13 protein-coding genes and 1 pseudogene are annotated in these 15639 nt (G+C 72.3%); 9 read left to right on the forward strand and 5 right to left on the reverse strand.

The annotated features are described in order from the left end of the window. Positions 1 to 49: 49 nt before the first annotated feature. Entirely contained in the window at positions 50 to 1570 is a 1521-nt protein-coding gene (locus OG440_RS30280; protein WP_406009940.1) for a cytochrome P450, read from the forward strand. Here OG440_RS30280 and OG440_RS30285 read toward each other — a convergent pair. After that, positions 1564 to 2535, reverse strand: a complete 972-nt coding sequence (locus OG440_RS30285) for a pseudouridine synthase (protein WP_406009941.1) — start codon at positions 2533 to 2535, stop codon at positions 1564 to 1566. The genes OG440_RS30280 and OG440_RS30285 overlap by 7 nt on opposite strands. Before the next feature lie 65 nt (positions 2536 to 2600). Between OG440_RS30285 and OG440_RS30290 the strand changes: the two are divergent. Continuing rightward, positions 2601 to 3176 (forward strand): annotated as a pseudogene (locus tag OG440_RS30290) (GNAT family N-acetyltransferase); the annotation flags it as partial. Positions 3177 to 3265: 89 nt separating this feature from the next. Here the strand turns inward: OG440_RS30290 and OG440_RS30295 are convergent. Then, the gene (locus OG440_RS30295; RefSeq protein WP_406009942.1) at positions 3266 to 4825 is read right to left on the reverse strand and encodes an amino acid permease; all 1560 of its coding nucleotides are present in this window, start codon (positions 4823 to 4825) and stop codon (positions 3266 to 3268) included. Positions 4826 to 5117: 292 nt separating this feature from the next. On the opposite strand from OG440_RS30295, the gene OG440_RS30300 reads away from it, so the two are divergent. From OG440_RS30300 to OG440_RS30310, 3 genes are all read left to right on the forward strand, one after another. Next, on the forward strand, positions 5118 to 5693 hold the full coding sequence (locus OG440_RS30300) for a PadR family transcriptional regulator (protein WP_406011493.1): 576 nt from the start codon (positions 5118 to 5120) through the stop codon (positions 5691 to 5693). 164 nt (positions 5694 to 5857) lie between these two features. Beyond that, positions 5858 to 6877, forward strand: a complete 1020-nt coding sequence (locus OG440_RS30305) for an ATP-binding cassette domain-containing protein (RefSeq protein ID WP_406009943.1) — start codon at positions 5858 to 5860, stop codon at positions 6875 to 6877. Further along, positions 6874 to 7662 (forward strand): ABC transporter permease, encoded by a 789-nt coding sequence (locus OG440_RS30310; RefSeq protein WP_406009944.1) that lies wholly within the window; start codon positions 6874 to 6876, stop codon positions 7660 to 7662. Before OG440_RS30305 ends, OG440_RS30310 begins: the two co-directional genes overlap by 4 nt. A gap of 72 nt (positions 7663 to 7734) precedes the next feature. On the opposite strand, the gene OG440_RS30315 is transcribed toward OG440_RS30310, so the two are convergent. Together OG440_RS30315 and OG440_RS30320 are read right to left on the reverse strand one after the other, a co-directional pair. Further along, positions 7735 to 8580 (reverse strand): siderophore-interacting protein, encoded by an 846-nt coding sequence (locus OG440_RS30315; RefSeq protein WP_406009945.1) that lies wholly within the window; start codon positions 8578 to 8580, stop codon positions 7735 to 7737. 162 nt (positions 8581 to 8742) lie between these two features. Further along, the gene (locus OG440_RS30320) at positions 8743 to 9681 is read right to left on the reverse strand and encodes a 5'-3' exonuclease H3TH domain-containing protein (RefSeq protein WP_406011494.1); all 939 of its coding nucleotides are present in this window, start codon (positions 9679 to 9681) and stop codon (positions 8743 to 8745) included. Between the two features lie 207 nt (positions 9682 to 9888). Between OG440_RS30320 and OG440_RS30325 the strand changes: the two genes are divergently transcribed. The 4 genes from OG440_RS30325 (at position 9889) to OG440_RS30340 (ending at position 14554) form a co-directional block, all read left to right on the forward strand. Next, positions 9889 to 10974, forward strand: coding sequence for a glycine betaine/L-proline ABC transporter ATP-binding protein (locus OG440_RS30325; RefSeq protein ID WP_406009946.1), 1086 nt, complete (start codon positions 9889 to 9891; stop codon positions 10972 to 10974). Further along, positions 10967 to 12781 (forward strand): ABC transporter permease/substrate binding protein, encoded by a 1815-nt coding sequence (locus tag OG440_RS30330; protein ID WP_406009947.1) that lies wholly within the window; start codon positions 10967 to 10969, stop codon positions 12779 to 12781. Before OG440_RS30325 ends, OG440_RS30330 begins: the two co-directional genes overlap by 8 nt. A 469-nt stretch (positions 12782 to 13250) precedes the next feature. Next, the gene (locus tag OG440_RS30335) at positions 13251 to 13835 is read left to right on the forward strand and encodes a helix-turn-helix domain-containing protein (RefSeq protein ID WP_406009948.1); all 585 of its coding nucleotides are present in this window, start codon (positions 13251 to 13253) and stop codon (positions 13833 to 13835) included. Beyond that, complete coding sequence (locus OG440_RS30340) at positions 13835 to 14554, forward strand: helical backbone metal receptor (protein WP_406009949.1); 720 nt, start codon at positions 13835 to 13837, stop codon at positions 14552 to 14554. The genes OG440_RS30335 and OG440_RS30340 overlap by 1 nt, the downstream gene beginning before the upstream one ends. On the opposite strand, the gene OG440_RS30345 is transcribed toward OG440_RS30340, so the two are convergent. Further along, positions 14466 to 15632 carry a TDT family transporter gene (locus tag OG440_RS30345; protein WP_406009950.1) on the reverse strand — a complete coding sequence of 389 codons (1167 nt, stop codon included), beginning with the start codon at positions 15630 to 15632 and terminating at the stop codon, positions 14466 to 14468. The two genes, OG440_RS30340 and OG440_RS30345, sit on opposite strands and share 89 nt — an antisense overlap. Positions 15633 to 15639 lie beyond the last annotated feature (7 nt).

Here is a 15639-nt window from a genome sequence, read left to right on the forward strand (position 1 = left end):
CATCCCTTCCCCACACACCGGATCCAGCACAGTTTCGGAGCGACCCCCTGTGACTCCCGAACACCCCACCCCGACCGGCCCGCACGACCTCGCCCTGGACCCGCCGCGCGGCTGCCCAGCGCACGGCAGGGGTCCCGGCGGACTGGCCCGCCTCTACGGCCCCGGCGCGGAGGACCTGAACGAACTGTACGAGCGGCTGCGCGAGGAACACGGCCCCGTGGCGCCGGTCCTGCTCCAGGACGACCTGCCGATGTGGATGGTCCTCGGGCACGCCGAGAACCTGCGCATGGTGCGCACCCCCTCGCAGTTCACCAAGGACAGCCGTATCTGGTCGCAGATGCTGGACGGCCGGGTCCGGCCCGACCACCCGCTCATGCCCCACATGGCCTGGCAGCCCATCTGCGCCCACGCCGAGGGCGACGAGCACAAGCGGCTGCGGGGCGCGGTCACCGCGGCCATGGCGACCATCGACGACCGCAGCGTGCGCCGCTACATCAACCGCTCCAGCCAGCGCCTGGTCAACCGCTTCTGCGAAGGGGGCAGGGCCGACCTGGTCGGCGACTTCGCCGAGCACCTGCCGATGGCCGTGATGTGCCACGTCCTCGGCATGCCCGACGAGTACAACGACAAGATGGTGCACGCCGCCCGTGACGCGCTCAAGGGCAGCGAGACCGCCGTCGCCAGCCACGAGTACGTCGTGGGGGCGCTCGGCCGGCTCACCACCCGCCGCCGCGCCGAGCCCGAGGACGACTTCACCAGCCACCTCATCGGCCACCCGGCGCAACTCACCGACGACGAGGTCCGGGAGCATCTGCGGCTGGTGCTCTTCGCCGCCTACGAGGCCACCGTCAACCTGCTCTCCAACGCGCTGCGCATGGTCCTCACCGACCCGCGATTCCTCGCCCAGCTCAACGGCGGCCAGATGACGGTGGCGGAGGCGGTCGAGCAGTCCCTGTGGGACGAGCCGCCGTTCAGCACCATCTTCGGCTACTTCGCCAAGCAGGACACGGAGTTGGGCGGCCAGCGCATCCGCCGGGGCGACGGTCTCTTCTTCGCGCCCGCGCCCGGCAACGTGGACCCCCGGGTACGCCCCGACCTGTCCGCCCACATGCAGGGCAACCGCTCCCACCTCGCCTTCGGCAGCGGGCCGCACGAGTGCCCCGGCCAGGACATCGGCCGCGCCATCGCCGACGTCGGCGTCGACGCGCTGCTGATGCGGTTGCCGGACGTGCAACTCGACTGCGACGAGGACGAGTTGCGGTGGACGATGTCGATCGCCTCGCGGCACCTGGTGGAACTCCCGGTCCGGTTCGAGCCGAAGGACCAGCAGGACGTCAAGCACAAGCCGAGCCACGCCCCGATCCCGCCGCAGCGCCTGACGCGGCCGGTGAGCACGGAGTCGAGGCCCGCACCGGCGCCCGCCCCCGCTCCGGCGCCCGCCTTCGCCTCGGCTCCGGCGCCCGCTCCGGCGCCCGCGCCCCACTCCGCGCCGCCCGTCGCGCAGTCGACGGGGCCGGTCCGCAGGCCCAACGCCTGGCGGCGCTTCCTGTCCTGGTGGCGCGGCTACTGAGCGGCACCCGCCGGCGGAGCGGCGGCCCAGCCGTCGTACGACGTCCAGGCCTCGAGCATCCGACCGCTTCGCAGCCGGTGTTCCGTCCCCGTGACCGGATCGGTGAACTCCAGCTCCCGCGCCAGCAACTGGAGCGGGCGCCGGAAGTCACCGGGCGGCACGGGGGCGGCCACCTCGGGGTAGAGCGGATCGCCGAGGATGGGCACGCCCAGCGTGTTCATGTGGACGCGCAGCTGATGGGTCTGCCCGGTGGCGGGCAGCAGCCGGTACCGGCCCAGTCCCCGCGCACCGTGCTCGACGAGCTCGACACGGCTCACGGCGTTCGGCTCGCCCGGCACCTCGTACGCGGCCAGGATCCCCCGCTCCTTGACGATCCGGCTGCGCACGGTCCGGGGCAGGACGAGCTCCGCGTCGTACGGCGCGACGGCCTCGTAGACCTTGCGCACCCGGCGGTCGCGGAACAGTGACTGGTACGCGCCGCGCTCCTCGGGGCGCACGGTGAAGAGCACGAGCCCGGCGGTGAGCCGGTCGAGCCGGTGCGCCGCGCCGAGCGCGGGCAGGTCCAGCTCCCGGCGCAGCCGCGCCAGCGCGCTCTCGGTGACATGACTGCCGCGTGGGGTGGTGGCCATGAAGTGCGGCTTGTCGACGACGACGATGTGCGCGTCGCGGTGCACGATCTCCAACGGGAACGGCACGGGCACCTCGGGCGGCACCTCACGGTGGTACCAGACGAACATCCCCGGCACATAGGCCGCGTCCGGCGCCACCGCCCGACCGTCGGCGCCGACGACGAGCCCGGCCGCCAGCATCCCGTCCACGATCCCGGCGCGCGCCGGGCCCAGCCGCTCCACCAGGTGCTCCCGCACGGTGGCCCAGACGCCCTCGCCGGGCAACCGCACCCGCACCGGGTCGATCCCGTCGCGCTGCGGCAGCGGGGAGGGCGGGGGAGGTGTACGGCGTCTCATCGGGTCCAGCCTACGGGCCGAAAAAGCCGTTGGTCGGGCCGTGCTCCGTTGGCAGGATGCGGCTCATGCCCTTCACCGCCGAAGTCGTCCTGCCCGCCGGAACCCTCTCGGGAAAGCCGCAGCCCGTGCTCCGCAGTGGCGACGGGCTGCTCCTGCGCCCGTGGCGGGCCGAGGACGCCCCCGCCGTGTACGCGGCCTTCCAGGACCCGGCCATGCACCAGTGGCACATCAGGGCCGCCGATTCGGAGGAGGAGGTCGCCGACTGGATCGAGGAATGGCGCAAGAGCTGGGCTGAAGAGCTGAACGCGCAGTGGGCGGTCGTCGACACGGACACCGGCGAACTGCTCGGGCGGGTCGCGCTGCGCGGCATCCTGCTCGCCGAGGGCGTGGCCGAGATCGCCTACTGGACGACCAGAGCGGCCCGCGGCCGGGGGGTCGCGCCCCGGGCCACGACCGCCCTGACCCGCTGGGCCTTCGACGAGATCGGCTTCCACCGCCTGGAGTTGATGCACGCCACCGCCAACGAGGCCTCCTGCCGGGTCGCGGGCAAGGCCGGTTTCCTTCTGGAGGGCACCAAGCGAAGCGCGGCCCTCCACCAGGACGGCTGGCACGACACGCACCTCCACGCGCGCGTGCGGGGCGGTGGGCCGGACACGCGCGCGTGCGGGGCGGTGGGCCGGACACGCGCGCGTGCGGGGCCGGTGGGGCGAGGGCCGCGCCGGGTCGCCCCCTACGCGGCCGCCGTCTCCGGTACCGCCGTGGCGGGCACCGATGTCCGCCGGCGGCGAAGGGCCCGGAAGACCACGCCGGCGGCGAGTGTCGCGCCGAGGAACAGCACGGTGAACCACCGGAAGTACCAGTGACCGCCCGCGGGGTCGTACACCGCCGCGCGCGGCCAGGCCAGGTTGACGGTCATCAGCAGGCCGTAGAGGAGCGCGAGGACGTTCACCGGGACGCCCCAGCGGCCCAGGGAGAACAGACGGGCGCCCGTCTCGTCCCTGCCGGCCGAGGAGAACTGCCCGCGCAGCCGGCGCAGCAGCAACGGGCCGGTGACCATCGCGTACGCCAGGTACAGCATCACGATGCAGGTCGTGCCGATGGCCAGGAAGGCGTCCGGTGAGGCGAAGTCGAGCAGCAGCAGGGCGGCCGCGAGGACGCCGACCACCAGCGCCGGGGCGCCCGGCATGCCGGTCCGCGGGCTCACGCGTGCGAGGCGGCCGGAGAACGGAAGCTGCCCGTCGCGGGCCATGGAGAACAGCATCCGGCAGGCCGCCGTCTGGATGGCGAGCGTGGCCACCGCGATCGCGACCACCACGTCCGCCAGCAGCGCCTTGCCGACCCCGTCGCCGAGGCTGCTGGTGAGGACGTAGCTGAGGCCGTCGACGCCGAGACGTCCGTCGGTCAGGCTGGGGGCGGCCAGCAGCCCGCCCAGCACGATCAGACCGCCGAGCAGGCCGGCCGCGCCGAGCGCGGTGAGGATCGTGCGCGGGGCGGTGCGCCGGGGGTGGTGCGTCTCCTCGCTCATCTCGCCCGCGCTGTCGAACCCGATCATCACGTACGCGGCGGTGAACGAGCCGATGAGCAGCGCCCCGAACAGGCCGTTCTGCGCGGCCCCTTCGGTGTGGAAGGTGATGCTCGGAGTGCGCTCGGAGTGGGTGAGCAGCAGCACGACGATGAGGACCGCTCCGATGATCTCGGCGGTCACACCCACCCGGTTGATCACCGACATCACGCGGTTGTCGACCATGTTCACGAAGGTGGTCAGAGCCAGCAGGAGCACGCCGAGCAGTGCCGCGTTGGCCGCGCCGTCGGGTGAGGTGGGCGCCGGGTCGGAGCCGATCAGCTGGAAGCCCGACCAGATCGCCGGCAGCACCATCTGGAGCGCCAGCGCGGCCGCGGCGACCACGACGATCTGCCCGATCACCATGATCCAGCCGGCGAACCAGCCGAACGAGGGCGTCGACAGCCGCGACGACCACTGGTAGATCGCCCCCGAGATCGGGTAGCGCGCCGCCAGCTCCGCGAAGCACGCTGCGACCGTCAACTGGCCGACCAGCACGACCGGCCAGGCCCAGAAGAAGACCGGGCCGCCGAAGGCGTATCCGAAGGCGAAGAACTGGAAGACGGTCGTCAGGACGGAGATGAAGGAGAACCCGGCGGCGAACGAGGCGTACCGGCCCAGGCTGCGGTGCAGCTCCTGGCGGTAGCCGAACTCGGCGAGGGAGCCGTCGCCCGTGTCGGGGGAGTGCGGCGGGTCGGGGCGTACGTCGGAGGGGGCTGTTGTCGTCACGGCGGAACCTGCCTTGGGCCCAGAGGGAATGTGATTCCTGTCGGGCGACAGAAATTAGGGACGCGCTGTTTCGTACGCGTCACGCCGCCGTGTCCGGGGCGGGCCCAAGTCCTCACGCCCGCGCGACCTTCACCCAATCGCGTTACATCGCGTCTCTTGTCGTGGCGGTCGACTCGCGATATGTTCGGCTACGGATATTCGTCAGTGAACGGTTCGGCATGGGCGTCGTGAAGGAGGGGTCGTCGTGGCGAGGAAGCGCCGCAAGCTCGGCAATCCGTTGGCGCTCGCCGTGATGACGACGCTCTTGCAGAAGCCGATGCATCCGTACGAGATCGCCCAGACCCTGCGCAGCCAGGGCAAGGACACCAGTACGAAGACGAACTACGGCTCGCTCTACACCGTCGTGCAGAACCTCGAGAAGTACGGCTTCGTCGAGGTGACCGGTGTGGAACGCCAGGGCAACCGCCCCGAGCGCACGGTCTACGGGCTCACCGACGCCGGGCGCGAGGAGATGGCCGAGTGGCTGTCCGATCTGATCGCCATCCCCGCGAAGGAGTACCCGATCTTCGAGACGGCGCTCTCGCTGATGGCGGCGCTGCCTCCCGACGAGGTGGTGCGCCTGCTCCGGACTCGGCTGAGTTCGCTGGAGGTCCAGGTGGCAAGCGGCCGGGGCGCCCTCGAGAAGGTCTCCGAGACGGTGCCGAGGCTGTTCCTCGTCGAGGTCGAGTACCAGCTGCACATGGTCGAGGCGCAGGCCGAGTGGGTCGGCGGCTTCCTGGAGGAGATCAGAAAGGGCTCGCTGCCCGGCGTCGAGGCTTGGCGGCGCTTCCACGAGACGGGGGAACCGCCGACGGAATTCACCTCTTGAGAACGACCCCGGCAGGGCTGTTGCAGCAGCTCCGCCGGGGTCCCCAACCCCGAACGGAATCCGCCGTGAGGCGGCTCCGGGCCATCGAGGTGCGGCACACCCAGGATAGCCCGGCGCTCTTCACGCGGATCAGCAGTCCTGTCCGCTCACGAAGGAGCACCGTCATGAGCAACACCTACGCGCCCGCGGTCGAGGCGCGTCGACTCGTCAAGACCTACCCGGGTGGCGTCACCGCCCTGAACGGCCTCGACATCACCGTCGAGCCAGGGACCGTCTTCGGGCTGCTCGGCCCCAACGGCGCCGGCAAGTCCACCACCGTCAAGATCCTCACCACTCTCGCCCGCCCGGACTCCGGGTCGGCCACCGTCGGCGGGCACGACGTGCTGCGCGACCCGGACCGGGTGCGCCGCGCGATCGGCGTGGTCGCCCAGAACTCCGGCGCCGACCCGGTCGCCACCGGCCGCGACAACCTCCGCCTCCAGGGCAGGCTCTACGGCATGCGGGGCGCCGCCCTCGACCGGCGCGTCGGCGAACTGCTCGAACGTTTCGCGCTCACCGAGGCCGCCCGGCGCCCCGTGAAGGGCTACTCCGGCGGCATGCGGCGCCGGCTCGACGTCGCCCTCGGTCTGGTGCACCGGCCCGAGGTGCTCTTCCTCGACGAGCCGACCACCGGTCTGGATCCGGAGGCCCGCACCGCGATGTGGGACGAGATCGGCCGGCTGGCCGGCGAGGAGGGTCTGACCATCCTGCTCACCACTCACTACCTGGAGGAGGCCGACCGGCTCGCCGAGCGCGTCGCCATCGTCGACCGGGGCCGGATCGTCGTGACGGGTACTCCCGACTCCCTGAAGGGCGAACTCCGCGGCGACGCCGTGCACGTGGAGCTGCGCTCCGCCCCGGGCGAGAGTGGCCGGGTACTGCTGGAAGGCGCCCTGGGCGGACTGCCGGGCGTCCACGAGGTGGTGTTCGACGGGCCGCGGGTCAGCGTCCGCGCGGAGGACGGGGCGGCCGCCGTGCCCGCGCTGCTCGGCGCCCTGGAGCGGGCCGGGGTGAGCGTCGCCACCGCGACCGTCGCGCGTCCGTCGCTCGACGACGTCTACCTGCGGTACACGGGCCGTCGTTACGCCGAGGCGGAGAGCGGAACAGGCGCCGACGCCCTCGTCCTCGCCGGGGGTGCGCGATGAGCACCGCGATCGTCCAGACCTGGTACCAGACCTGGTACATGACGCAGCGCCAGCTGATGGTGTTCGCCCGTCAGCCCGCGTACGCCGTCATCACACTGATCCAACCGGTGATCTGGCTGTTCCTCTTCGGCAGCCTCTTCAAGAACGTCGTGGCGCTGGGCGGCTTCGGTACGGCCTCCTACCTCGACTACCTGGTGCCGGGCGTGGTCGTGATGAGCGCGCTCGCCTCCAACCTCTGGGCGGGCATGGGCACGTTGGAGGAGATCCAGCGCGGCACCCTCGACCGTTTCCTCACCACCCCGGCCAGCCGGGCCGCGCTGATGAACGGCAACGTCGTCCACAACGGCATCGTCACGGCGCTCCAGTCGGCCGTCATCGTGCTGCTGGGCCTGGTGGGCGGCGCGGAGTACCCGGGCGGCGTCGTGGGTGTCGCGGTCCTGGTCGTCGCCTCGGTGCTGCTGGGCACGGTCTTCGGAGCCCTGTCCAACGCCCTGGGCATGCTGGTGCGGGAGCGGGAGTCGATCATCGGCGTCAACACGTTCCTGCTGCTGCCGCTGACCTTCCTGTCGAGCGCGTTCATGGCGCCGGACCGGATGCCCGGCTGGATACGGCAGGTGGCCCGCTTCAACCCGCTGGACTGGGCCATGGTGGCGGGCCGTTCGGCCCTGACCGCCGACCCCGACTGGGGCGCGGTGCTGCTGCGCGGCGGGGCGCTCCTGGCGCTCGCGACGGCGGCCGTGTGGCTCTCGATCAGAACGTTCCTGTCGTACCAGCGGTCGGTGTAGCGGGGGGCCGCGACCGCTGTCGTGTCGTCACAGGGGCGGCCCGCGCCACGCGTGCGGGCCGCTTCCGCCAGGTCACGCGGCCGGTGCCGCGCCCTCCTGCTCCGCCTCCACGCGCGCGTTCCAGTCCCGCTTCGAGGCCTGCCAGCCGTCCTCGTCGTGGCCGAGCCGCCAGTAGCCGGAGATCGACAGGTCCTCGCGGGGGATCTGGAGCTCGACGCGCAGCAGCTTGCGCAGCTCCTTCACACAGGCGGCCTCGCCGTGCACGAACGCGTGCACGCGGCCCTCGGGGAACTCCAGGGCCTTCACGGCCTCGACGAGCCGTTGGCCCACGGGCCGGTCGCCGCGGTGCAGCCAGACGACGTCCACGTCGGAGTCGACCTTCTGCTCCTCCTCGGGACCCGACACCTCGATGAAGGCGTGGGCGACGCTGCCGGCGGGCAGCGACTCCAGGGCGGCCGCGATGGCCGGCAGGGCGCTCTCGTCGCCGGCCAGCAGATGCCAGTCGGCGGTGGTGTCGGGCGCGTAGGCGCCACCGGGGCCCATGAAGCGGACCGTCTCGCCCGGCTGGACGCGCGCCGCCCAGGGCCCGGCCAGGCCCTCGTCGCCGTGGACCACGAAGTCCAGGGTCAGCTCGCGCAGTTCGGCGTCCCAGTGGCGCACGGTGTACGTGCGGGTCACGGGCCACTGCTCACGCGGGAACTCGGCCCGGATGCGCTCCATGTCGAAGGGCTCGGGGTAGGTCACGCCCTCGGGGCCGAAGAGCAGTTTGACGTAGTGGTCGGTGCAGCTGCCCGCGGTGAACTCGGTCAGGCTCTCGCCGCCGAGGACGACGCGCTGCATATGGGGGGTGAGCCGTTCGGTGCGGACGACCTGCGCGGTGTGGGGCTTCCGCGGCTTCCGTGCCGGACGTTCTGCCATGACGGCCTCCCATGAGGGTATGGTTAGGTAAACCTAAGTTAGCATCTCACCCCCCGGTGATGCCCTCCCCGTCCGAGCGGTCGACCCACCTCTCGTCCGGCTCTCCTCCAGAGGATGACTCCCGGCCCGTGCCGATGTCATTCCCGGGCACGGGATCAATGGTTACGCGGGCGGCGTGCCCAGCGTCGTCAGCAGCCGCTGGAGCGACCCGCCGAGCCCCCAGCGCTGCGCCAGTGCCTCCAGTGTCGCTCCGTCCCGCGGTGTGTGCGGCAAGGCGGTGTCCACGTCCGGCAGCGGCACGTCGCCGGCGACCTGGACCACCTTCGGCGCGACGGCGAGGTACGGCCGCGACTCGTCCAGCCGCAGCCGCTGCGAGGGGGTCAGCTTCGCCTTCGGGTCGTCGATCGCCGCCACGATCCCGGCCAGGTCGCCGAACTCGGCGAGCAGCTTGGCCGCGGTCTTCTCCCCGATGCCCGGTACGCCGGGCAGGCCGTCGCTGGGGTCGCCGCGCAGCAGCGCCAGATCCGCGTAGCCGCTGCCGTCGACGCCGTACTTCCCGCGCAGCCACGCCTCGTCCGTGAGCTGGAGCGTGCCGACGCCCTTCAGCGGATACAGCACGCGCACCCCACGTGCGTCGTCCACCAGCTGGTACAGGTCGCGGTCGCCGGTGACGATGTCGACCGGGCCCTCGGCCCGTCCGGTGAACGTGCCGATGACGTCGTCCGCCTCGTAGCCGGCGACGCCCACCCGGGCGATGCCGAGGGCGTCCAGGACGGCCTCGATGATCGGGACCTGGGGTGAGAGCGTGTCCGGCACCTCCTCCTCGTCCGGCCCCGACTCGCGCTCCTCGGCGACGCGGTGCGCCTTGTAGGAGGGGATGAGGTCGACCCGCCACTGCGGGCGCCAGTCGGCGTCCATGCACGCGACCAGCTCGTCCGGCCGGTGGTCCTTGACCAGCCGGTCGATGAAGTCCAACAGCCCGCGCGCGGCGTTCACCGGAGTGCCGTCCGGCGCCTTCACGGAGTCAGGGACGCCGAAGTAGGCGCGGAAGTAGAGCGAGGCGGTGTCGAGGAGCATCAGTCGTCCGGTCACGCCTCGCATCATGCCGCACGAGCGCGCGGGGGACCGGCGCGTATTCACTCACGTGGCAGGCGTGAACCTCTGGTGAAACCTGCTGTGAACTGAACCACTCGTCCGTTTGCCCCCGCCGGACCAGGGAAGGGGCCGCCTCGGAGCAGGGCATGGTTGCAATTTCAACTGTTTGCTGTTGCCGAATGCTCCGATTCCCGTCCCCGACGAGAGGTACGCGTGTCCTCCAGGCTTGAGGTCGAACATCTGCACAAGGTGTTCGGCAGACGACCGCAGCAGGCAGTCGAGCGGCTCCGGAAGGGAGCCGACCGGGAGGAGCTGCGTACCGACGGCACCACGGCCGCCGTGATCGATGCCTCCTTCACGGTGGAACCCGGCGAGATCTTCGTCGTCATGGGCCTGTCCGGCTCGGGCAAGTCCACCCTGTTGCGGATGCTCAACGGGCTGCTGGAGCCGACCGCCGGGCGGGTCCTCTTCGACGGCCGGGACCTCACCGCCCTCGCCGCCCGCGCACTGCGCGAGGTCCGGGCGACGAAGATCAGCATGGTCTTCCAGCACTTCGCCCTCTTCCCGCACCGCAGCGTCCTCGACAACGCCGCCTACGGCCTCGCCGTCCAGGGCGTCCCCCGCCGCGAACGCGAGGAGCGCGCCGCCGAGGCGCTGCGGCTCTGCGGTCTGGCCGGCTGGGAGAAGTCCTGGCCGGACGAGCTGTCCGGCGGCATGCAGCAGCGCGTCGGCCTGGCCCGCGCCCTCGCCACCGACGCCGACCTGCTCCTGATGGACGAGTCCTTCAGCGCGCTGGACCCGCTGATCCGCCGTGACATGCAGGACCAGCTCCTCACGCTCCAGCAGACGTTGAAGAAGACCATCGTCTTCATCACGCACGACCTCAACGAGGCGATGCGCCTGGGCGACCGGATCGCCGTCATGCGCGACGGCCGCATCGTGCAGACGGGCACGGCGCAGGACATCCTCCTGCGCCCCGCGAACGACTACGTCGCCTCCTTCGTCCGGGACGTCGACCGCTCACGCGTGCTGACCGCGTCCGCCGTCATGGACACCGCCGTGCGCGGCGACGAGGCCGACTGCGGCTGCGAGACCGCCACCCCGGACACCCCGTTCGCCGCGCTGTGCGCGCTCAGCGCCCGGCTGACCCATCCGGTCGCCGTCCTCGACGGGCGGCGGAAGCTCGTCGGCGCCGTGTCGGGGCAGAGCCTCGTCCGCTTCCTCGGCGACGAGCAGGGCCGGGTGACGGCCTGCGACGGTCCGCGCGACGGCGGGAAGAAGGTGATGGCCCGTGCCTAGGTTCCACCTCGGCGACCGGGTCGACTCCGGCGTCGAATGGCTCGTCACCCACATGTCCTGGCTCTTCGACGCGGTCAAGACGGTCGTCGAAGGCATGTACGACGGCCTCGACACCGTCCTCACCACCCCCGAGCCGCTCCTCCTCGCGGGCATCCTCGCGGTGCTCGCCTGGTGGCTGCGCGGCCTCGTCGCGGGCGTCCTGGCCTTCGCCGGGTTCGCCCTCATCGACTCCCTCGCCCTGTGGGACGAGGCGATGTCCACGCTCTCCCTGGTTCTCGTGGCCACGGTGATCGCCCTGGCGGTCTCCCTGCCGCTGGGCATCCGGGCCGCCCGGTCCAAGGCCGTCAGCGCCACCCTGCGCCCCGTCCTGGACCTGCTCCAGACGATGCCGTCGATGGTCCTGCTGATCCCGGCCATCCTGTTCTTCGGCATGGGCGTCCCCGCGGGCGTCGTCGCCACCCTGATCTTCGCGCTGGCCCCGGGTGTCCGGATGACCGAGCTCGGCATCCGCCAGGTCGACGCCGAACTCGTCGAGGCCGCCGAGGCGTTCGGCACGACGCCCCGCGACACCCTGCTGCGCGTGCAGCTGCCGCTCGCCCTCCCGACGATCATGGCGGGCGTCAACCAGGTCATCATGCTGGGCCTGTCGATGGTCGTCATCGCCGGCATGGTCGGCACCGGCGGCCTCGGCGGCGCCGTCAACGAGGCCATCGGCCGGCTCGACATCGGCCTCGGCTTCGAGGCCGGCCTCGGCATCGTCGTCCTCGCCATCTACCTGGACCGGATGACCGGCGCCCTCGGCACCCGGATCTCCCCGCTCGGCCGCCGTGCCGCCGCCAAGACCCGCGGCACGGTGTGGACGTACCGTCCGCGTCCGGCCGTGGCCGTGGTCGGCGTGGTCGTGCTCGCCCTGGTCGCCGGCGGCATGAACGTCTTCGGACCCTCCTCCGGTACCGCCGAGGCCTCCGCCTCGGACATCGGCAAGGGCCGGGAGATCAAGATCGGCTACATCCCGTGGGACGAGGGCATCGCCTCCACCTACCTCTGGAAGGAACTCCTGGAGGAACGCGGCTTCGACGTCACCACCGCCCAGTACGCCGCCGGGCCCCTCTACACCGGCGTCGCCACCGGCCAGATCGACTTCCAGACCGACGCCTGGCTGCCCACCACGCACGACGAGTACTGGAAGAAGTACGGCGACCGGCTCGACGATCTGGGCTCCTGGTACGGCCCCACCTCCCTGGAGCTCGCCGTCCCCTCGTACGTGAAGGACGTCGGCTCCCTCGCCGACCTGAAGAGCCACGCCGCCGAGTTCGACGGCAAGATCACCGGCATCGAGCCCAGCGCCGGGATGATGGGCCTGCTCAAGGACAAGGTCCTCGGGCGGTACGGCCTCGACGGCGCCTACACCGTCGTCGACGGCTCCACCCCGGCGATGCTCGCGGAACTCAAGCGCGCGTACGCCGCCGAGAAGCCGATCGTCGTCACCCTCTGGTCCCCGCACTGGGCGTACAGCGACTACGACCTGAAGAAGCTCGACGACCCCGAGGGCGCCTGGGGCAAGGGCGACGGCGTGCACACCATCGCCCGTGAGGGCTTCGCCGCCGACAACCCCGAGGTCGGCGACTGGCTGAAGGACTTCCGGATGACCGAGGCCCAGCTCACCGGTCTCGAGGCGCGGATACAGAAGGCCGGCAAGGGCAAGGAGCAGGACGCGGTCCGGTCCTGGCTGAAGGAGAATCCGGACCTGGTCGAGAAGTGGGTACCGGTCGCCGATTCGGGGCAGGAAAGCCGGGCGGCCCGGTGACCTGACAGCACCGCGACCGCCCGACGAGGGGCGGGCACCGGCGTACGGCCTTCCTGGCCCGCGTCGGGGCCCGCCCCTCGCGTCGTTCTCCGCGCCCTTCCCGGCGCTCGCGCCCCGCCGCGGCGCCGGTCCGGGCCCGGTCCGCGCGTTGCCTGCCACAGCAAGGATCCGGCCAAGTACGGAGAGCTACGCCCACGCCCGAACCGGAGCGCGCGCGAAGCCCGGGACGGGCGGGAACACGCGCGGCCGTTCGCGCATTGAACCGGAGAACCGCGGAGCGGGCGCCCGCCCGGCGTGTCCGGGGCCCGAACGACTGGCGCGAACTGTGAGGTCCGGTGTTACGCCGGATGTCCTCGATGTGACGGGCGCATGAAACGGTTTGCCGAACATGCGTAGGGTGCAGACAACTCCTCGGAAGGTGTAGAGGACGCGGGCACGGCAACGACGAGTCAAGGAGGGAGCCGGAGCGATGGGCGACCACAAAGAACAGCCCCTGCGGGTGGGCGCGGCCGTGCGGCGCCGGCGCCGCTCCCTGGAGCTCACCCTCGCCGTCGTGGCCGAGCGCAGCGGCCTGTCGGTCCCGTTCCTCAGCCAGATCGAGAACGAGCGCGCGCGGCCCAGCACCAGCTCCCTGGAGAAGGTCGCCGACGCCCTGCGCACCACGGCCGTCGAACTCCTCGCCGCCGCCGACCCCGCGTGCAGCGTGGACGTCGTGCGCGCCGAGGTGACCGAGTCCGGCCCGGGGCCGGAACCGAGCTCGCGTTCCCTGGTGCGCGGCCACCACCAGATGCACGCCTCGGAGTTCACCGGCGACCATGACGCGGGCCGTGAGTTCCAGTACCGCAACGACCAGTTGATGTACGTGGCCGACGGCGCCGTGGAGATCGAGGCGGAGGGCCGCGCCTACCGGCTCGGCCGCGGCGACACCCTGTACCTCACCGGCGGGGTCCGCCACCGCTGGCGCGCGACCGTGCCGGACACCCGGGTGGTCGTCGTCGCCGTGGCGGAGCACATCGAGGCGGTACGGGACCGGGACCGGGGCCGGCGACGCTAGTGCGGGTCGTCTCGTTGGTGCCGTCGCTCACGGAGGCGGTGGCTTCCTCCGTGCCCGGCGCCCTGGTGGGCGTCACCGACTGGTGCACCCACCCCGCGGACCTCGACGTCACCCGGATCGGCGGAACCAAGAACCCCCGGCTCGACCGGATCGTCGCCCTCGCCCCCGATCTGGTGATCGCCAACGAGGAGGAGAACCGGCCACCGGACCTGGACGCCCTGCGCGCGGCCGGTATCGAGGTCCTGGTGACCGACGTCCGGGACGTGCCGCAGGCCTTCGCCGAACTGGCGCGGGTCCTGCGGGCGTGCGGGGCGCCGTCGCGCCCGCGGTGGCTCGACGAGGCGCAGGAGGCGTGGGCGGCGCCGCCGGCGCTCACCCGCCGTAGGACGGCCGTCGTGCCGGTCTGGCGCCGCCCCTGGATGGTGCTGGGCCGCGACACCTTCGCCGGGGACGTGCTGGCCCGTCTCGGCGTCGACCAGGTGTACGCCGGACACGCCGAGCGCTATCCGCGGATCCCCGTGCAGGAACTGCTCGCCGCCGCGCCGGACCTGGTCGTGCTGCCGGACGAGCCCTACCGCTTCACCGCCGACGACGGCCCGGAGGCCTTCCCCGGTCTGCCCTGCGCGCTGCTCAGCGGACGGCACCTGACGTGGTACGGCCCGTCGCTCGCCGAGGCGCCGGAGGTGCTGGGCGAGGCGCTGCGGGCAGCTCACCCCTGAGCAGCCCGCGCACGGTGTGCGCGGCGGCCACGATCCACGCGGCGACGAGGACGACGTACAGCGCGCAGGCGAGCACGTCGTAGGCGGCCAGCCCGGTGTGCCGGGCCAGCGCCGCGGCCCCTGTCACACAGGTGCCGACCGGGAAGGTGAACGCCCACCAGGTCATCGCGAAGCCCATCCCGTGCCGGCGGGCCCGCACCACGTGCGCGGTGGCCAGGCCCAGCCAGAGCAGCGCGAACCCCGTCACGGGCACCCCGTACAGCACGGCGAGCAAGCCGAGACCGCGGTCGACCGGACCGGGCAGGACCCCCGGAGCGAACTTCGCGAACTGTGCGACGGCGGTCGTGGACTGCCCGAGCGGGCCCAGGACGAGGAACAGCGTCGGGGTGAGGGCGAGGGGCAGCGGCCCGCCGGTCACCAGCCGCGCGAACACCAGCGGCAGCATGAACAGCGTGGCGAGCAGGCTCAGCCCGAACAGCGCGAAGCACGCCAGGAGCAGCGTCTGCCGCGGCTGCCCGGCCGGCAGCCAGGGCACCAGCAGCGGCCCGAGGGCGGCCGACACCATGGGCGCGACGAGCGGCAGCAGCCACACGGGCGTGGCCTGGGACGCGCGCACCCGGTGGCGTACGGCCATCAGGTACGGAACGGCGACGGCGGCGGTGAGGGCGACGGCCGTCCCGACGGTGAACAGCACGGCGTCGAGGGCGACCGCGGCCCGGGTGCCGATCCAGTCCCGGCCGACGGTGACCGCACCACCCCCGACGGCGAGCAGCGCCATCGCCAGGCAGCCGTAGAACGGCGCCGTCGCCGGATCCAGGAGGTGGGCGCGGGCCTGGTCGCGGTGATGGCGCCAGTGCAGGGTCCGGGCGCCGAGCAGGACCAGGAGAAGCACGAGGGACAGCGCCCAGCAGGCGGTGAGGAGCGGCCGCAGCCCCGGCGGGCGGACGGGGAGCGCGGCCCCGGCCGTGGCGAGGATCGCGGTCCCCATGACCGTGGCGTACCAGTTCGGTCCGAGGTGACGGACGGCGCCGGCGCGCGCACGGGGGAGGGCGTACAGGGGCTGGGCGGCGGTGACCATGGCTCCA

Source organism: Streptomyces sp. NBC_00637, assembly GCF_045161545.1.
Classification (GTDB): domain Bacteria; phylum Actinomycetota; class Actinomycetes; order Streptomycetales; family Streptomycetaceae; genus Streptomyces.

Bases quoted from the DNA above. Each gene is read 5' to 3' on its own strand.
- OG440_RS30305 (WP_406009943.1), top strand. From the start codon at position 5,858: ATGAGCAACACCTACGCGCCCGCGGTCGAGGCGCGTCGACTCGTCAAG.
- OG440_RS30335 (WP_406009948.1), top strand. From the start codon at position 13,251: ATGGGCGACCACAAAGAACAGCCCCTGCGGGTGGGCGCGGCCGTGCGG.
- OG440_RS30320 (WP_406011494.1), bottom strand. From the start codon at position 9,681: ATGCGAGGCGTGACCGGACGACTGATGCTCCTCGACACCGCCTCGCTC.
- OG440_RS30300 (WP_406011493.1), top strand. From the start codon at position 5,118: ATGACGACGCTCTTGCAGAAGCCGATGCATCCGTACGAGATCGCCCAG.
- OG440_RS30315 (WP_406009945.1), bottom strand. From the start codon at position 8,580: ATGGCAGAACGTCCGGCACGGAAGCCGCGGAAGCCCCACACCGCGCAG.
- OG440_RS30345 (WP_406009950.1), bottom strand. From the start codon at position 15,632: ATGGTCACCGCCGCCCAGCCCCTGTACGCCCTCCCCCGTGCGCGCGCC.
- OG440_RS30310 (WP_406009944.1), top strand. From the start codon at position 6,874: ATGAGCACCGCGATCGTCCAGACCTGGTACCAGACCTGGTACATGACG.
- OG440_RS30285 (WP_406009941.1), bottom strand. From the start codon at position 2,535: ATGAGACGCCGTACACCTCCCCCGCCCTCCCCGCTGCCGCAGCGCGAC.